Genomic DNA, 16139 nt, shown 5'->3' with positions numbered 1-16139 from the left:
TCTTCGTCCTATTCGCCTGCCATGCTCAGGTCGGTTTGAGCCCAGGCGTTCCCAGATCGAAATCCGCGATTTCCTTCGTCCGCTGTGAACCAGCCTTGGCCTGGTGGTCGGTGGCCATCCAGACATAGACCGCCGGCAGCACGAACAGCGTGAACAGCGTACCGATCGACATGCCGGAGACCACGACGAGACCAATCGAGAAGCGGCTCGCCGCACCTGCGCCCGTTGCGGTCAGAAGCGGGATCAGGCCGGTGACCATCGCCGCCGTCGTCATCAGGATCGGACGCAGCCGGATCCGGGCCGCCATCTCGATCGCCGAACGCTTGTCGAGACCTTCCTTGAGCTGCAGTTCGTTGGCGAACTCCACCATCAGGATGCCGTGCTTGGTGATCAGGCCGACCAAGGTCAGCAATCCTACCTGGGTATAGATGTTGATCGTCGCCACGCCGAAGAACAGCGGGATCAGCGCGCCGACGATCGCCATGGGAACGCTGATCATGATCACCAGCGGATCGCGCAGGCTTTCGAACTGCGCCGCCAGCACCAGGAAGATGATGATCAGCGCGAAACCGAAGGTGATCGCGAGCTGATTGCCTTCCTGCACATACTGGCGGGAATCGGCCAGATAGTCGTGACCGAAGCCGGCGGGCAACTTCTTGGCTTCACCTTCGAGGAAGTCCACCGCCTGCCCAACCGTCACGCCCGGCATCGGCACCGCCTGGAAGGTCGCGGAGTTCAGCTGGTTGTAATGCGTCAGCGAATTCGGATCGGTCGCGGTCTCGATCGACACGATGGTCGACAGCGGCACCAATTGCCCCGTGTTGGTCGGGACATAGTAACCGCCGAGCGATTCCGGCGACAGCCGCATGCCGCGGGGCACCTGCGGGATCACCTGATACGAGCGCCCCTCGAGGTTGAAGCGATTGACGTAATTGCCGCCCAGCAGAGTCTGCAACGTGGCGCCGACCTGCGCCATGTTGATGCCGAGATCGCTTGCCTTGGAACGGTCGATGTTGACCCGCACCACCGGCTGATTGAAGTCGAGGTCGCTATCGGAGACGATGAACAGGCCGCTCTTGCGCGCCGCGTCCTTTAGCTTGTTCATCTCCTCATAGACGGCCTGGAAGCCGGCGGTCGAATTGATCACCATCTGCACCGGCAGACCACCGGGCCCGCCCGGGAGCGGCGGCAGGTTGAACGCGAACGCCTGGACACCTTCGATCTTGCTGATCTCCGCCTGTACCAGCGGCTTCAGCTTGATCGAGGAACGTTCACGCTCGTCCCACGGCTTGAGCAGCATGCCGGCGATCCCGCCCTGCGGCCCGTTGATGCCATTCAGGACGAAGCGCAGGTCGGTTTCGGGAAACTTGGCAAACGCCTTGTCGAGCTTGTCGCCGTAGAAGTCGACATAGTCGATGTTGGCGTATTTCGGCGCCTTGGTCACCGAGAACACGATGCCCTGGTCCTCTTCGGGCGCGAGTTCCTTGGCCGTGTTCATATAGAGGAACCCGACCAGACCGAGGATCGTCAGCGCGAACACGCCGGTGATCGGGCGATAGTCGAGCGAGCGATCGAGTTGCCTTCCGTACCAGCGCGTCATCGCGCCGAACACCCGGTTGACGATCCTGGCGAAACGCCCCTCTTCGGCGCTCTTGAGCAGGACCGAGCACATCATCGGCGACAGTGTCAGCGCAATCACGCCGGACACGATCACCGAGCCCGCGAGCGTGAAGGCAAATTCACGGAACAGCGAGCCGGTCAAGCCGCCGAGGAATCCGATCGGTGCATACACCGCCGCCAGCGTGATCGTCATCGAGATCACGGGACCGACGATTTCGCGCGCACCCTGCAGTGACGCCTGTACCGGTGTTTTTCCCTCTTCCAGATGGCGATGGATGTTCTCGACCACCACGATGGCATCGTCGACCACGAGCCCGATGGCGAGCACCATCGCCAGCAGCGTCAGCAAGTTGAAGCTGAAGCCCAGCGCCAGCATCAGGCTGCAGACGCCAATCAGCGACAGCGGAATCGTGACGACGGGAATGATGACCGAACGGAACGATGCCAGGAACAGGAAGATCACGACCACGACGATCAGCATCGCCTCGATCAGCGTGTTCTGCACCTCGTCGATCGACGACTGAATGAATTTGGTGGAATCGTAGGCCACCTTCATCTTCATCGAAGGCGGCAAGTTGCGTTCCAGCTCCGGAAACAGCGCACGCACGCCTTTGACCAGCGTCAACGGATTGCCTTGCGGGGTCGCCTGCACGCCGATGAAGATCGCGCGCTCGCCGCTGAACGCGACACTCGCGTCGGTGCTTTGCGCCGCCAGTTCGACGGTCGCGATATCCTCGACCCGAACAAAGCCGCCGTCCTTGGACTTGACGATCATCCGCTTGAACTGATCAAGGCTCCGCAAATCGGTATTGGTCGTAATGTTGGAGACGATGAAGTAGCCCTTGGCCTGGCCGGCGGCAGCCTGGAAGTTGTTGGCCTGGATCGCCGCCTGGACATCGCTCGGCGATACGCCGCGCCCGGCCATCTTGATCGGATCAAGCCACAGCCGCATCGCGAATGTCTGGCCGCCCAGTATGTCGGCCGACGCCACGCCGTCGACGGTCGACAGCACCGGCTGAACCACGCGCGTCAGATAGTCCGAGATCGCCGAACCGGACAACTCCTCGCTGGAGAAGCCGAGATACATCACGGCCGTTGTCTGACCGGTTGTCTTGGTCACGATCGGATCGTTGGATTCTTTCGGGATCAGATATTTGACCGAGTTCGTCTTGGCGAGAACTTCGGTCAGCGCCTGGTTCGGATCGAAATTCAGCTTGATGTAGACTTGGATCGTGCTCGTGCCCTGCACCGACGATGACGTGATGTAGTCGACACCTTCGGCGGAGGCGATCGCCTGCTCGATCGGCGTCGTGATGAAGCCCTGAATCAAATTCGCCGACGCGCCCGGATAGACGGTGGTGACGTTGATCACCGTGTTCGACAGCTTCGGATACTGCCGGATCGGCAAGACGCTGGCGGCCCGCAGACCGAGCAAGAGAATCAGCAGGCTGACGACGACCGACAAAACCGGGCGCTTGATGAAGATATCAGTTAAGGCCATCGCTGGTTATCCAGTTCAAACATGTGGGCACGGTCCCTTCACGAGACCGATGCCTGAATCCTGATGTTGCAAACGCGGCCTTCGGCCCCGTCACGTTCAATAGCGCGGCGGCTTCGCCGGAATCACAGGCGCCGGATCGGCCGAAATCGTCACCGCGGCACCCGATTGCAGCTTGAGCTGTCCGACCGCAACGACACGATCGCCGGACTTCAGCCCTTTCAGGATCTCGGCACGCCCATCGATGCGGTTGCCGGTCTGCACGAAGGTGCGCACCGCCGTCAGGTTGGTCTTGCCGTCATCCTCTTTCTTCTCGGTGAGGAGATAGACGGAGTCGCCATACAGCGTGTAGTCGACCGCGGTCTCGGGAATGGTGACGACCGGCGGCTTGTCCGGCAGCACCACGGTGGTGGTCGCGAACATGCCCGGCTTGAGGATGCGGTCCGGGTTGTCGATCGTCGCCTGCACGCGAATGTTGCGCGTGTCGGTAGCGATCTGCGGCTCGATGGTCGTGATCTTGCCCTCGAACTTGCGGCCCGGATAGGCGTCGACCGCGATACGAACGACCTGTCCGACCTTGAGCGCGCCTGAGTCCTTTTCCGTCACGGTGAAGTTGGCATAGAGCCGCGACAGATCGGTCAACGAAACGATCTGCGTTCCCGCCGTCAGATACTGACCGACCTCGACCCTGCGAACGCCGAGCTCGCCGTCGAACGGGGCCCGCACCTGCTTTTGCGAGATGATGGCCTGGGTCTTGGCGATGCCGGCATTGGCCTGGTCGAACGCCGATTGCGCCTGGTCGACGGTTGCCTGCGGCCCGAACTGGCGGCTTGCCAGTTGCTTGGCGCGCTCGAGCGAGAGCTGCGCCATCGTCGCCTGCGCCTTGAAGCTGGCGAGGTCGGCCTGCTCGGGACCATCGAACAACTGCACCAGCGGGGTGCCTTCCTTCACGGCAGCACCCGCGGTGAACATGATCTCGGTAATACGGCCGTTCAGATCCGAGGTGACATTGACCTGATGCACGGCGGCGAGATCGCCGACCGCGGTCAACAGGTTGGGTATGACCTCGGACTTCGCGTCGGCAACGCTGACGCTGGTCGGCGGCGGTTTGTTGTTCGCGAAGAACTGCGCGATCATCTTGCCGCGGAAATAATTGAACCAGACCAGGCCGCCGACCAGCAGGCTCAGCAACAGCCCGACGACGATGAACCAGCGCACCATCCGGACCGGACGCTTGCGCGCCTTGTCGCCGATCGGCTGACCCTTGAGGTGGCTTTCGGTTACGATATTCATTTCATGCACTTTCTGCAGTTACCGATTGTCCCGAATTCGGCGACGGCTCGTGGTCCAAATGCGTAGCAATTGCGGCTTCGTTGAGTCCGATGCCGCGAAGGATGAATTGGCAAAGCTGCCGTTCGAGATCGGCGGCGTTGCCATAAGTAAGAACAGGCACCGCCGGAAGCCGCGACAGCGCGGCCATCAGCACGGTGTGGTGCGCAAACCAGAACAGGTTGAGCGGCTCATCGCCGATCTTCGACGCATCGCCGGCCGCCACGGCGCTTTCGAGCGATGCCGTGAACACGGTGCCGATCAGATCGCGGACCTTGGCGTAAAGCAGCCGCGCGAATTCACCGTCGTCGAGATGGCTCGTCGTCATCAGCCGCAGCCGCTGCGCCTCTTCCTCGTCGGGGCCGTCGGAGATCTGCATGAAGTGCCCGACCATGCCCTTGATCAGTTCAACCAGCGTCGCGGTCGAGGGCGCCTGGCCTAGCAGATGGGCCAGATCCGGATCGGCCTCGCACTCCTCCGCCAGGATTTCCGCATAGAGCGCCGCCTTGGATGGGAAGTGCTTGAACAGCAGCCCTTCCGAAATGGCAGCAGCCGCCGCCACGCTCTTGGTCGTGGTGCCGGCAAAGCCGTTGCGGGCGAAGCACCGCTTGGCGGCGCTCAATATCAGTTGACGCCGTAAATCACTCGTCATGCGAAGGCTGGACATGGGCGCGTGAGTAATCACTCACCTTGACCAAGTCAAGGATTTATTGCAGCGCAAACCGGACATTTCGACCTAAATCGGCTGCAATCCAAGGCCCCTCGGGTGTTCTCTCCGGGGGGCATCGGCGCGGGAATGCATTTGCCTGTCAGGGTGCATATCAGACAGGACTGTAGACCGCAGGCCGCCTGACAAAAGCGCCTAAGCCGCCTACCCGCTTCAATTTGAGTTGACCCGGACCCCGGGACGGAGTTTAAATTAGTTGCAGATGCGACTAATTTAATGCACGCGACCTCGCTGGGCTTCACACCTTCTCTGTCTCGCAAAGAGCATGACGCGCCATGAACTGGGATGCACGGGAGCTGTCGGCGAATTTCGACCTGGAGAAACTGACGCCGGAATTCTATGCCAACCCTTATCCGACCTATCGGGCCCTGCGCGAGAACGAGCCCGTCAAGCGGCTGCCGAACGGCTGCTACTTCCTGACCCGCTATGACGATCTGGTCGCCGCCTACAAGGCGACCAAGGTGTTCTCGTCCGACAAGAAAAAGGAGTTTGCGCCGAAATACGGCGACAGCCTGCTCTACGAGCACCACACCACCAGCCTCGTCTTCAACGATCCCCCCGCCCACACAAGGGTGCGGCGGCTGATCATGGGCGCGCTGTCACCGCGCGCGATCGCGGAGATGGAGCCCGATTTGATCAGGCTGATCGACCGCCTGCTCGATGGTCTCGCCGCCAAGGGCGACGTCGAACTGATCGAGGATTTCGCCTCCGCCATCCCGATCCAGGTGATCGGCAATCTGCTCGACGTGCCGATGGAGGAGCGCGAGCCGCTGCGCGACTGGTCGCTCGCCATCCTCGGCGCGCTGGAGCCCGTGATCAGTCCGGAGGCGTTTGCGCGCGGCAACAAGGCGGTGAAGGATTTTCTTGGCTATCTCGAAATCCTGGTCGAGCGGCGGCGCGCAAAACCCGGCAACCCCGAACGCGACGTGCTGACGCGCCTCATTCAGGGCGAGGACAATGGCGAGCGGCTGACCTCGAAGGAACTGCTGCACAATTGCATCTTCCTGCTCAATGCCGGCCATGAAACCACCACCAATTTGATCGGCAACGGGCTGGTGGCGCTGTCGCATTATCCGCACCAGAAGGCGCGGCTGATCGCAAATCCCGCCATGATCAAGACCGCGGTCGAGGAGATGCTGCGCTTCGAAAGCTCAAACCAGCTCGGCAACCGCATGACGGTCGAGCCGGTCGAACTCGGCGGCATCGCAATGCCATCAGGCACGCCGGTGACGCTGTGCATCGGCGCCGCCAACCGCGATCCGCAGCAGTTCGCCGACCCTGAAAACCTCGATATCGGCCGCACGCCGAACCGGCATCTCGCCTTCGGCACCGGTGCGCATCAATGCGCCGGCATGGCGCTGGCGCGGTTAGAGGGCGCAATCGCGATCTCGCGCTTCCTGGCGCGGTTTCCGGACTATGCGCTGAACGGCGAGCCGGTGCGCGGCGGCCGCGTCCGCTTCCGCGGATTTCTGAGCGTGCCGTGCCAGGTCGGCGAAAGCACGCGGGCGTCGTAGGCGGCAGCCTGCTTACGCCGTCGCCGGCTCTCCAGCGATCGCGCGGTCGATCGCATCGATCAGCACCTGCATCTCCAGGAATTTGGCGCGCGCCCGCTCGGCCTTGTCGCGGTCGAACGGCGCCGCGAGCACCTTGGCGTGCGCATCGCGGTCTTCGAGCATGCGATCCCTCGCCTTCTTCAAATTGTCCAGTCGGTCGCTCATGCGGGCTCGCTTTGCTGTTGGCTGTATCAGGCTCTGCCAGGGATTCGCGGCGTGACCATAGGGCATGGCAAGGCCAATGGACCCAAATTAAATCAGCTTTCGGACGATCGTCCTGTATCTATCCTTCGCCAAGTTGCTACCCTCGCCCGGCACGATGCTTTCGAAGCATCAACTCCAGGGAGTGACCGGCATGGCCAAGGGCGAGCAAAAGAACAATCGCGAGGCGAAGAAGCCCAAGAAGGAAAAGATCAAGACGATCGCGGCGGCGCCGAGCCAGAAGGGCGTCGGAAGCCTGCAGTCGGGTTTTGGCTCGGGCAAAAAGAAATAGTCAGCAAGGCTGTCTGACAAGCTTCGATGTTGGACCGATCTTCCTCACCTGCACCGGCGTCGGGGTTTGCGCCGCCCCGATCAGCGATTCCGGCCTCCACCGTCTTTGTCCTGGGCCGGTAATTAACCCCCGGTTTACCATGTTTGCGTACCTTTTTCGCACCGGCGTTTCGAAAAAGGGCCTCCCGTATGGCGTACCGCGCAAATCAGCAGCTTCGTGAGGACATCTGGGATTACCGCTACCCCTCCGCGCCCGCCCCGCTGCCCGACGAAGAAGAGAAAGTCGTCAGTTTTGCCCGGCAGCCCGCGAAAGGACCCGGCACCACCGCGCTCAGCCTGATGCAGCAGGCCACTGAGATGTTCGAAGGCATCGAAAACCAGGCCCGCGAGACCGAAGCCCGCGCCCAGTCGTTGTGCAAGAGCGCCACCGAGCGGCTGCGGCTGGCCGAAAAGCAACGCGACGCTTCCGAGCGCGCGCGACGCGAACTGATCAATGATTTCAATGCCCGGCTCGAGGAAATGGCGAAAGCCATGCAGCGGGCCGAAAAGCGTATCGTAAGCGCCGAGGATCATGCGATCGGAGCCGAGTTCCGCGCGCAGGCCGCCGAGGCCCAGCTTCACAAAGCCAACCGCGAACTCGCCGCCATCGAGGACATGATCCGCAAGCGGCTTGTTTGAGATACTCTCCGCCGTCGTCCCGGCGAAGGCCGGGACCCATAACCACAGGCTTTCGTGGTTAGACCAGCTGGCGCTCCAGCCACCCTCCTCAACAATCAACTTCGGTGGCTATGGGTCCCGGCCCCCGTGCGCGATTGCGCACTAGGCCGGGACGACATAAACCTAAACCACCGACCGATGCCGTTCGATGCAGGTCAGCAGCACCTCATCCATCGGCTTGCGCCACCACTCCTCCGAAAAAATCTCGATCTCGGAATACCCTTCAAAGCCCTGCGCCTCGACGGCTGCACGCACCGATTTGATGTCGATGACGCCGTCACCCATCATGCCGCGGTCGTTGAGGATGTCCTTGGTCGGCACCAGCCAGTCGCAGACGTGGAACGCCAACAGGCGGTCCTTGCCGGCGCGCGCGATCTGCGGCAGCAATTCCGGATCCCACCAGATGTGATAGACGTCGAGCGCGACGCCGAGCGCGCCTGATCGTTTCGGATCGAGCGCGTCGCAAATATCGAGCGCCTGCTTTGTCGTATTGACGCAGGCTCGGTCGCCAGCATAGGCGGGATGCAGCGGCTCGATCGCCAGCGGCATGTTTGCGCTTCTCGCATAGTCCAACATCTCGGCGATGCCGTCCTGCACCTGGCTGCGGGCTGCCAGGATATCCTTTGAGACCGCACTGCCCGGCCGCGAATATTGCGGTAGTCCGCCGACGACCAGCACGATGCAGGGCGCGCCCAGCGCCTTGGCCTCGTCGACGGCGCGGCGGTTGTCGTCGCGCGCCTCGATGCGACGGGCAGCATCCGCCGTGAACATGCCGCCGCGGCAATAGCCGGTCAATTCCAGCCCGGCATCGCGCACCGCCCGCGCGGCACGCTCGAGGCCGACGGCGACGACCTGATCGCGCCACGGATCGATGGCGCGGATGCCATGCCGCGCGCAGGCCTCGATGATCGCGATGAGGTCGCCCTGCTTGCGGACCGTTGCCGTGTTCAGCGACAGCCAGCGATGGTCTTTCGAAAAATCCCGCATCAGGCCTCAACGCCGCGTGTCGCGAGCACGGTCTTCATCCGCCGTGTTGCCAGTTCCGGATTGGCGAGCAGGCCCGCCTGGTCGGCCAACCTGAACAGTTCGGCCAGATGCAGCGTCGAGCGCGTGCTCTCCTGCCCACCCACCATGGTGAAATGGTCCTGGTGGCCGTTGAGATAGGCCATGAACACGATTCCCGTTTTGTAGAACCGGGTCGGCGCCTTGAAGATATGCCGCGACAGCGGCACCGTCGGCCCGAGCACGTCGTGAAAGCCGGCCTCATCGCCGGCCGCCAGCCGCGACAATGCGTAGGACGCCGCCGGCGCAATCGCATCGAAGATGCCGAGCAGCGCGTGCGAAAAGCCCTTGTCGTCGCCGGCGATCAGTTCGGCATAGTTGAAATCGTCGCCGGTATACATTTTTACATTCTTGTCGAGCCGGCGGCGCATGTCGATCTCGCGCTGCTTGTCGAGCAGCGAAACCTTGACGCCATCAACCTTGGCGGCGTTGGCGTTGATGATGCCGACCGCGATGTCCATGGCCTCATCGAGGCTCGAGGTGCCCCAATAATTTGCCAGCGCCGGGTCGAACATGTCGCCGAGCCAATGAATGATCACGGGCTCGCGGACCTGCGACAGCACGCGATTGTACACCTTGGCGTAATCGTCGGCATTGCGGCCGATCTTCGCCAGCGCGCGCGAGGCCATCAGGATGATGCGCCCGCCGGCTTTCTCGACCGCCGCGATCTGCTCCTCATAGGCGCGGATCACGTCGTCGATACTCTCAGCATCCTCGACCGCGAGGTGGTCGGTGCCGGCGCCGGAGAACACCAGCGCATTGCTCCTCGCCCTGGCAGCCCTCACCGAGCGCTGGATCAATTCCAGCGAAGTCGGCCAGTCCAGCCCCATGCCGCGCTGCGCGGTGTCCATCGACTCGGCAACGCCGAGACCGAGGTCCCAGATGTGTTCGCGGAACGCGATGGTCTTGTCCCAATCGATCGCCGCCGTCAGCCACGGATCATTGTCGGCAAAGGGATCGGCGACCACATGCGCCGCCGAAAACGCCACGCGGTTCATTGTGCCTTCGAGCCGCGCCGGGAAAATCCGCGACGCCGCCAGGCGATAGGTTTCGATGCTGCGGTTCGCGGTCGGCAGTTTCAGCGACAGCGACGAGACAGGCATTACCGGCTTGTTCATGGCTTCACCTCACACCTTGATCGGAGCGACGTCGATCCAGCGCCGTTCGCGCCAGCTCTGCAAGGCGCATTCGGCGAGTTGCACGCCCTTGGCGCCTTCCAGCAGCGTATACTTGTAGGGCGCGTCCTCGCAAACGTGGCGAATGAACATTTCCCACTGTTCCTTGAATCCGTTGTCGTAGACGACATTCTCGGGGAGCGTCTGCCAATCGGCATAGAAATCATGCGTGCGCTTCTCGTCCGGATTCCACACCGGCCGCGGCGTCGCCTGCCGCGCCTGAATGACGCAATCGGTCAGCCCCGCGACCGCCGAGCCATGGGTGCCGTCGACCTGGAAGGTGACGAGATCGTCGCGATAGACCCGCGTCACCCAGGACATGTTGATATGCGCGATCACCCCGCCCTTGAGGCGGAAGGTGGCGTAGGCGGAATCGTCGGCGGTCGCCTTGTATTGCTTGTTCTTCTCGTCGAAACGTTCGGGAATGTCCGTGGTGCCGGTGCAGCTCACGCTCTCGACCTCGCCGAAGAGATTGTCGAGCACGTAACGCCAGTGGCAGACCATGTCGAGGATGATGCCGCCGCCGTCCTCGCTGCGGTAATTCCAGGACGGCCGCTGCGCCTCCTGCCAGCCGCCTTCGAACACCCAATAGCCGAACTCGCCGCGCACCGAGAGCATGCGGCCGAAGAAGCCGGAGTCGCGCAGGAAGGCGAGCTTCTTGAGGCCCGGGAGGAACAGCTTGTCCTGCACCGTGCCGTGCTTGACGCCTTTTGCAGCAGCGAGGCGCAGCACCGCAACGGCCTCCTCGAGATTGGTCGCGATCGGCTTTTCGCAATAGACGTGCTTGCCGGCATTGATCGCCTTGGTCAGCAGCGTGGGCCGCGCCTGCGTGGTCGCAGCATCGAAGAAGATGGTGTCATTCTTGTCGGCCAGCGCCTTGTCGAGGTCGGTGGACCAGCGCTCGACGTTGAAGCGCTTGGCGAGACGCTCCACTTTATCTGCATCACGGCCGATCAGGATCGGGTCCGGCATCATGCGGTCACCATTGCCAAGCACCACGCCGCCCTGGTCGCGGATCGCGACGATGGAGCGGATCAGATGCTGGTTGAGCCCCATGCGGCCGGTCACACCGTTCATGATCAGGCCGAGGCGTTTGGTCGTCATATCGCTTGCTCCCTTGGAATGCATGGCTTTGGCCGCTCCAGCGGCGACATCGCGGACCAGTCCGGATGCACTGACGTGGCAAAGCCTGGTGTCGTCAGCGATCCCGTCAGGAGATCGCCGTCATGGATCGCGAGACGGATTTTCTTGCCGTCGCGGAGATAAAGATCAGGATGGGCGGTTAGAAACGCTTCCGCCTCAGGAGCGGGCGTATCACCAAACCCATCAACATAATGATGGCCGTTGCGCTCGGCGTGGGTGACGCCGATCAGCGCGCCAAGCGCCAGATCCTGCTGCACGGCTAGCCCGGCCTGACAGGTCAGGTCCTCGCCGGCGATAAAGGCCTTGTCGCCGTCCGCGCTCCATTTGGCGGCGCGGGTCGCGTTGATGACCGATTTGTAGACGCCCTTGCAGGATTTCGAGGAGATGCCGCGATAGCCCAGCGCGCGCGCCGCGGGGAACGCGTCATAGGAATCATCGGCCTCATCGACGATGAAGTCGCGGCTGGCGAGCGCGCCGAGCGGCGACTGCCGCGTGATATCGCGCGGCATCGGCTGCTCGATATAGAGCAGTCTTGATGCGATCGGCTTCAGGGCACCGTCGCGGTCGAGGCGTTCGACCAGCGCGCCCAGCACGCTGAGATCGGCATATTGTTCGTTGGCATCCAGCGTGACGCTGTAATCATACGGCAGCGTGGCAAGTTCTCTGCCGATGCGGGTCAGGCGCTCCGCATCATGGACGGGATCGCCATTGAGCTTGAGCTTGAAGTATCGTGCGCCGGAATTTTCCCTGACATCGGCAACACCGCCCTCGCCTTCGACATGATCATCCATGCCGACCGTATGCCGGATCGCGACGCGCGCCAGCCGCTGACGGCGGACAAGGAAGCGCGAAACATCTTCATCGCCGAGGTCGCGCGACAGCCGCGCATCGACGCCGGCGATATTATCAGCCATGCCGTCAAAGAAGTTGGCGCCGGTCGCGCGCAGCAGCGCGTCGAGGATCGCCTTGTCGATTTCGGCAGGGCCATAGGCGGCCGCAAGCGGCGGGATGTCTTCCTTGGCGCAAGCGGCGATCTGCGAACCGATGCAGGCCGCATGCAGGCCGAACGCGGTCTCGTAGCCGGACTGCGCCAGATAGAGTTCGCGCGCGATCAGCAGCGAGCGCCGCAGCTCCTCGATCGTCTCCTGTGGTGAGAGATGCGGCCGCTTGTCGAACCATTTTGCCACGAGAAACTCGGCACTCGCACCTGTCGCCTTGCCTTTTCCCTCAACCTCGATCTCGACCCGCACGAACATCTGCGGCGTCGCGTTGATGACGACGGCGCCGAACCGGAACGGCCGGGCAAAAGTCACCGGGCGTTCAAAGAAAGCGATATCTCGGACGGTCAGACGTGGCGGCATCAGCCCGGCTCAATCCAGCGCGCTTTGGGTGAAGAAGTGCTTTCGAATTCGCTGGACAAGTTCGGTGAAGGCGGGATCGGCCATCGCGTCAAGCGAACGCGGGCGCGGCAGCGGCACGTCGTAGATCGCCGCGATCGCGCCGGGGCGCTCGGTCATGACCAGCACGCGGTCAGCGAGGAACACCGCTTCCGGTATCGAATGCGTGATCAGCAGCACGGTCTTGCCGGTCTCGCGCTGGATCCGCATCAACTCGACATTCATCTTCTCACGCGTCATGGCGTCGAGTGCGCCGAACGGCTCGTCCATCAGCATGATCTTGGGATCGTGCACCAGCGCCCGGCAGATCGAGGCGCGCTGCTGCATGCCGCCGGACAATTGCCAGGGCAGCTTCTTCTCAAAGCCTTCGAGCCCCACCATCTTGAGCAGCGCCTTGGCGCGCACGAGATATTCCTCGCGCGGCAGCTGCTTCATGTCGATCGGCAGCATCACATTGCCGAGGATGTTACGCCATGGCAGCAGCAGCGCGTTCTGGAACACGATGCCGACATTGCCGTGCGGTTTTGTCACCTGTTCGCCTTCGACCAGGATTTCACCGGTCGAGGGCGCCAGCAGGCCCGAAATCATCTTGAGCAGCGTGGACTTGCCGCAGCCGGACGGGCCGACCACGACAAAGAACTCGCCCTCGTTGATATGAAAATCCAGCGGCTTCAGCGACGGCACATCGCCGTCGCGCGACCGATAGGTCTTCGACACGCCCGACAGCGTGATCCCCGGCGTGCCGGCGCCTGCCCGATCGGACACCAGGCGCAGATGCGCAGCGGGCTGATCGGGGTCGGTTGCTTTGGTCGCTGCGCTCATTCAGTTTCCCTCCACCCGTCGTCCCTGCGAACGCAGGGACCCATACGCCGTGCCCTTTCGTTCGGGCACGGAGGTAGAGACCTTCTGCAACAACGCAGGCCGGTGGCTATGGGTCCCTGCTCCGTGCGCAACCGCGCACTCGGCAGGGACGACGATGGATGTGTCATCAATGGCTCAAGATCCACCCTTCGGCAGATAATCATTGGTATAAAACGCCTTCGGATTGTCCTTGGCCTTGGCTTCGAGGCCGCCATACTCGACCATCAGATTGACCGTGTCGGTCATGTTCTGGTCGGTGACCTCGAACGGCCGCTTGCCCTTGGTTTCCGCGGTCCGATAGAGCGGGATCGTCAGCTCAAAGCCCTGCGTCAGCGTTTCGATCTTGCCGCCCTTGGGGTTGGCGTCGAGGATCGATTGCGCCGCACCCTTTGCATCCTTCTCGGCGGCTTCGACGGCCTTGGTCGTCGCCGACATGAAGCGCTTGACGAGGTCGGCATTGGCCTTGACGAACTCGGTGTTGGCGACGACGCCCGAGCAGACCATGTTGATGCCGTAGTCGGCGAACTTGATCGCGTTGACGTCCTTGCCGGTGGCGTCCTTGATCTTCATCGACTGGTCCATGACGTAACCGAGCAGGAGGTCAGCCTGGCCGTTGATGACGGCGTTGAGCTTGGTCTGGCCGTCGCCAGCCACGGTCTGGAAATCGCTTTCCTTCAGGCCGGTCTTCTTCAGGAACAGCGGCCAGATCTGGGTCATGGAATCGGCGGGCGTGATCGCCACCGTCTTGCCCTTGATGTCTTCGGGCTTCTTGATGTTCTTCTCGACGAAACCCATCGCCGACATCGGGCTGGTCTGCAGCAGCACGCCGGTAGCGACGATCGGCGCGCCCTTGACCGCCGCGCGCATCATGGTTGGCACGTCGACATAGCCGAAATTGGCGGTCTTGGCCGCAACCGCCTGTGTGGTCGCTGCCGAACCGCGGCCTTCCTGGATTTCGAGATCGATGCCTTCGGCGGCATAGATGCCCTTGGCCTTGCCGTAATAGAACGGCGCATGCTCGCCATAGACGTACCAGTTCAGCATCAGCACCACCTTGTCGGCGGCAGATGCGGGGACTGCCAGCGCAGCCCAGATCAGCGCGGCCGAAACCGCTGTCATCGCTCGTATCATTGTCGTCCTCCCGTTGGTGTTGGCTTGCGGTCCTTGGGTGAACCGATTTTTTTGGGTTACAGTTTACGAAGCAAAGATGATGTCCTCGCGCTGGCTGACATGCCAGGGAATGACGAGGCTTTCGATCCGGTCGACGATCCAGAACAGGATCACGCCCAGCAGCGCGAGAATCACCAGCGCGGCGAACATCGTCGGCAAATCGAAGGTGCCGATCGAGCGCTGCAGCACATAGCCAATGCCGGAATTGGAGCCGACGAATTCGCCGACCACGGCGCCGACCACAGCCAGCGTGATCGACACTTTCAAGCCGGAGAAGATCGCCGGCATCGCATGCGGCAGGTTGACGGCGCAAAATACCCTAAAGCGGCTGCCCTGCATCGCGCGCGCCAGATCGACCATGTCAGGATCGACCGATTTGAAGCCCTGCACCGCCGACACCACGACCGGGAAGAAGCCCAGCAGAAACGCCGAGATCACTTTCGGGATGATGCCGAAGCCGAACCAGACCACGAACAGCGGCGCGATCGCGATCTTGGGCACGGACTGGGAGAACACCAGCAGCGGATAGACGTAGCTTTCCACCGTCTTCGATCCCGCGATCAGCATGGCGACGGGAATGCCGAACACGGCCGAGAGCAGGAACCCGCAGATCGTGGCGTAGGTGGTAGGCCAGGCCTGCCGCAGCAGTTCCGGCCAATCGGTCCACAACACGGCGACGACATCGCCGGGCGCCGGGATCTGGTAGGCGGGAATCCGGAACACGCGGATGGTCAGGTCCCAGATCACGACGATGAAAATCAGGAACAAAAACGGCCGCACCCACGCCGCGTTGAGCGCCTTGGTCACGCCGCTGGGGCCCTTCGGTTCGGCCACGTCTCGCTCCCTGATCAGGTTCTTGTCGGCGAGAAATTAACCCGTTGGATAAATACTGTCCAGTGGCATCCCTGTGACATTTTCTCTCCGTCATTCCGGGGCGGGCCAAGCGCGAACCTGGAATCCATCAAGCCGCATGCGCCGCCGCCCAATGGATTCCGGGCTCACCGCGTTGCAGCGCCCGGAATGACGGAGGGAGGTGCGACAAAATAGCCCGACAGGCAAATCAGTTCTGATTTACGGAAATCGTGTCAAGCCCCAAAATAAAAAATATTTCTGTTTTACAGAAGGCAAATCAGGTGCATATCTTTGGCCATCCCGTCCCTCTCAGAGGGCGTCGGCCGTCGTCACGGACGTTGGACGGGTTGCGGTGGACGCTGGTTTACGCCTCGACGACGGCGTGGATAAGCGTACGGCAAAACCGTGTGGTCCTGGCGCCCGTGGCAGGCGTCAAGCTGTCGGAGAAGCGTGAGCTGAACCGGCAGCGACGGAGTCAACCAAGAACTCGTCTCCGGGGAGATCACGGCATAAGCCGTAAAGCCATTGCGCAGGGAAGGCCGG

General features: G+C 62.3%; 14 protein-coding genes. 3 read left to right on the top strand and 11 right to left on the bottom strand.

Annotation, left to right across the window (positions count from 1 at the left end; translation table 11 throughout):
• Positions 1-25 precede the first annotated feature (25 nt).
• The 3 genes from JQ611_RS04640 to JQ611_RS04630 all read right to left on the bottom strand — a co-directional run bounded on the left by JQ611_RS04640 (position 26) and on the right by JQ611_RS04630 (position 5114).
• Positions 26-3121 carry a MexW/MexI family multidrug efflux RND transporter permease subunit gene (locus tag JQ611_RS04640; RefSeq protein WP_212464659.1) on the bottom strand — a complete coding sequence of 1032 codons (3096 nt, stop codon included), beginning with the start codon at positions 3119-3121 and terminating at the stop codon, positions 26-28.
• Positions 3122-3217: 96 nt separating this feature from the next.
• Positions 3218-4411 carry an efflux RND transporter periplasmic adaptor subunit gene (locus JQ611_RS04635; RefSeq protein ID WP_212464658.1) on the bottom strand — a complete coding sequence of 398 codons (1194 nt, stop codon included), beginning with the start codon at positions 4409-4411 and terminating at the stop codon, positions 3218-3220.
• 1 nt (position 4412) lies between these two features.
• Positions 4413-5114: a TetR/AcrR family transcriptional regulator gene (locus JQ611_RS04630; protein ID WP_212464657.1), complete on the bottom strand. Its 702-nt coding sequence runs from the start codon at positions 5112-5114 to the stop codon at positions 4413-4415.
• A gap of 335 nt (positions 5115-5449) precedes the next feature.
• Here JQ611_RS04630 and JQ611_RS04625 point away from each other — a divergent pair, with 335 nt between their 5' ends.
• Positions 5450-6688 carry a cytochrome P450 gene (locus JQ611_RS04625; RefSeq protein ID WP_212464656.1) on the top strand — a complete coding sequence of 413 codons (1239 nt, stop codon included), beginning with the start codon at positions 5450-5452 and terminating at the stop codon, positions 6686-6688.
• Positions 6689-6700: 12 nt separating this feature from the next.
• On the opposite strand, the gene JQ611_RS04620 is transcribed toward JQ611_RS04625, so the two are convergent.
• A complete protein-coding gene (locus JQ611_RS04620) occupies positions 6701-6892 on the bottom strand; it encodes a hypothetical protein (protein WP_211997564.1) in 192 nt (63 codons plus the stop codon).
• 190 nt (positions 6893-7082) lie between these two features.
• On the opposite strand from JQ611_RS04620, the gene JQ611_RS04615 reads away from it, so the two are divergent.
• Positions 7083-7220 (top strand): hypothetical protein, encoded by a 138-nt coding sequence (locus JQ611_RS04615; RefSeq protein ID WP_192737226.1) that lies wholly within the window; start codon positions 7083-7085, stop codon positions 7218-7220.
• Positions 7221-7408: 188 nt separating this feature from the next.
• Positions 7409-7897, top strand: a complete 489-nt coding sequence (locus JQ611_RS04610) for a hypothetical protein (protein ID WP_212268487.1) — start codon at positions 7409-7411, stop codon at positions 7895-7897.
• 162 nt (positions 7898-8059) lie between these two features.
• On the opposite strand, the gene JQ611_RS04605 is transcribed toward JQ611_RS04610, so the two are convergent.
• The 7 genes from JQ611_RS04605 to JQ611_RS04575 form a co-directional block, all read right to left on the bottom strand.
• Entirely contained in the window at positions 8060-8923 is an 864-nt protein-coding gene (locus JQ611_RS04605; RefSeq protein WP_212464655.1) for a sugar phosphate isomerase/epimerase, read from the bottom strand.
• Entirely contained in the window at positions 8923-10116 is a 1194-nt protein-coding gene (locus JQ611_RS04600) for a dihydrodipicolinate synthase family protein (RefSeq protein ID WP_212464654.1), read from the bottom strand. The genes JQ611_RS04605 and JQ611_RS04600 overlap by 1 nt, the downstream gene beginning before the upstream one ends.
• Before the next feature lie 9 nt (positions 10117-10125).
• Complete coding sequence (locus tag JQ611_RS04595) at positions 10126-11277, bottom strand: Gfo/Idh/MocA family protein (protein ID WP_212385806.1); 1152 nt, start codon at positions 11275-11277, stop codon at positions 10126-10128.
• A complete protein-coding gene (locus JQ611_RS04590) occupies positions 11274-12677 on the bottom strand; it encodes a hypothetical protein (protein WP_212464653.1) in 1404 nt (467 codons plus the stop codon). Before JQ611_RS04590 ends, JQ611_RS04595 begins: the two co-directional genes overlap by 4 nt.
• A gap of 9 nt (positions 12678-12686) precedes the next feature.
• Positions 12687-13535: an ABC transporter ATP-binding protein gene (locus tag JQ611_RS04585; protein WP_212464652.1), complete on the bottom strand. Its 849-nt coding sequence runs from the start codon at positions 13533-13535 to the stop codon at positions 12687-12689.
• A 174-nt stretch (positions 13536-13709) separates the two neighbouring features.
• A complete protein-coding gene (locus JQ611_RS04580; RefSeq protein ID WP_212464651.1) occupies positions 13710-14705 on the bottom strand; it encodes an ABC transporter substrate-binding protein in 996 nt (331 codons plus the stop codon).
• Between the two features lie 63 nt (positions 14706-14768).
• Positions 14769-15578: an ABC transporter permease gene (locus JQ611_RS04575; RefSeq protein WP_212268505.1), complete on the bottom strand. Its 810-nt coding sequence runs from the start codon at positions 15576-15578 to the stop codon at positions 14769-14771.
• Positions 15579-16139: the final 561 nt, after the last annotated feature.

The sequence above is a fragment of the Bradyrhizobium sp. AUGA SZCCT0182 genome (genome assembly GCF_018130185.1).
In the GTDB taxonomy this organism is placed as follows: domain Bacteria; phylum Pseudomonadota; class Alphaproteobacteria; order Rhizobiales; family Xanthobacteraceae; genus Bradyrhizobium.
Note: the sequence above shows the minus strand (reverse complement) of the source record. Positions and strands in the feature narration are given on the sequence as shown.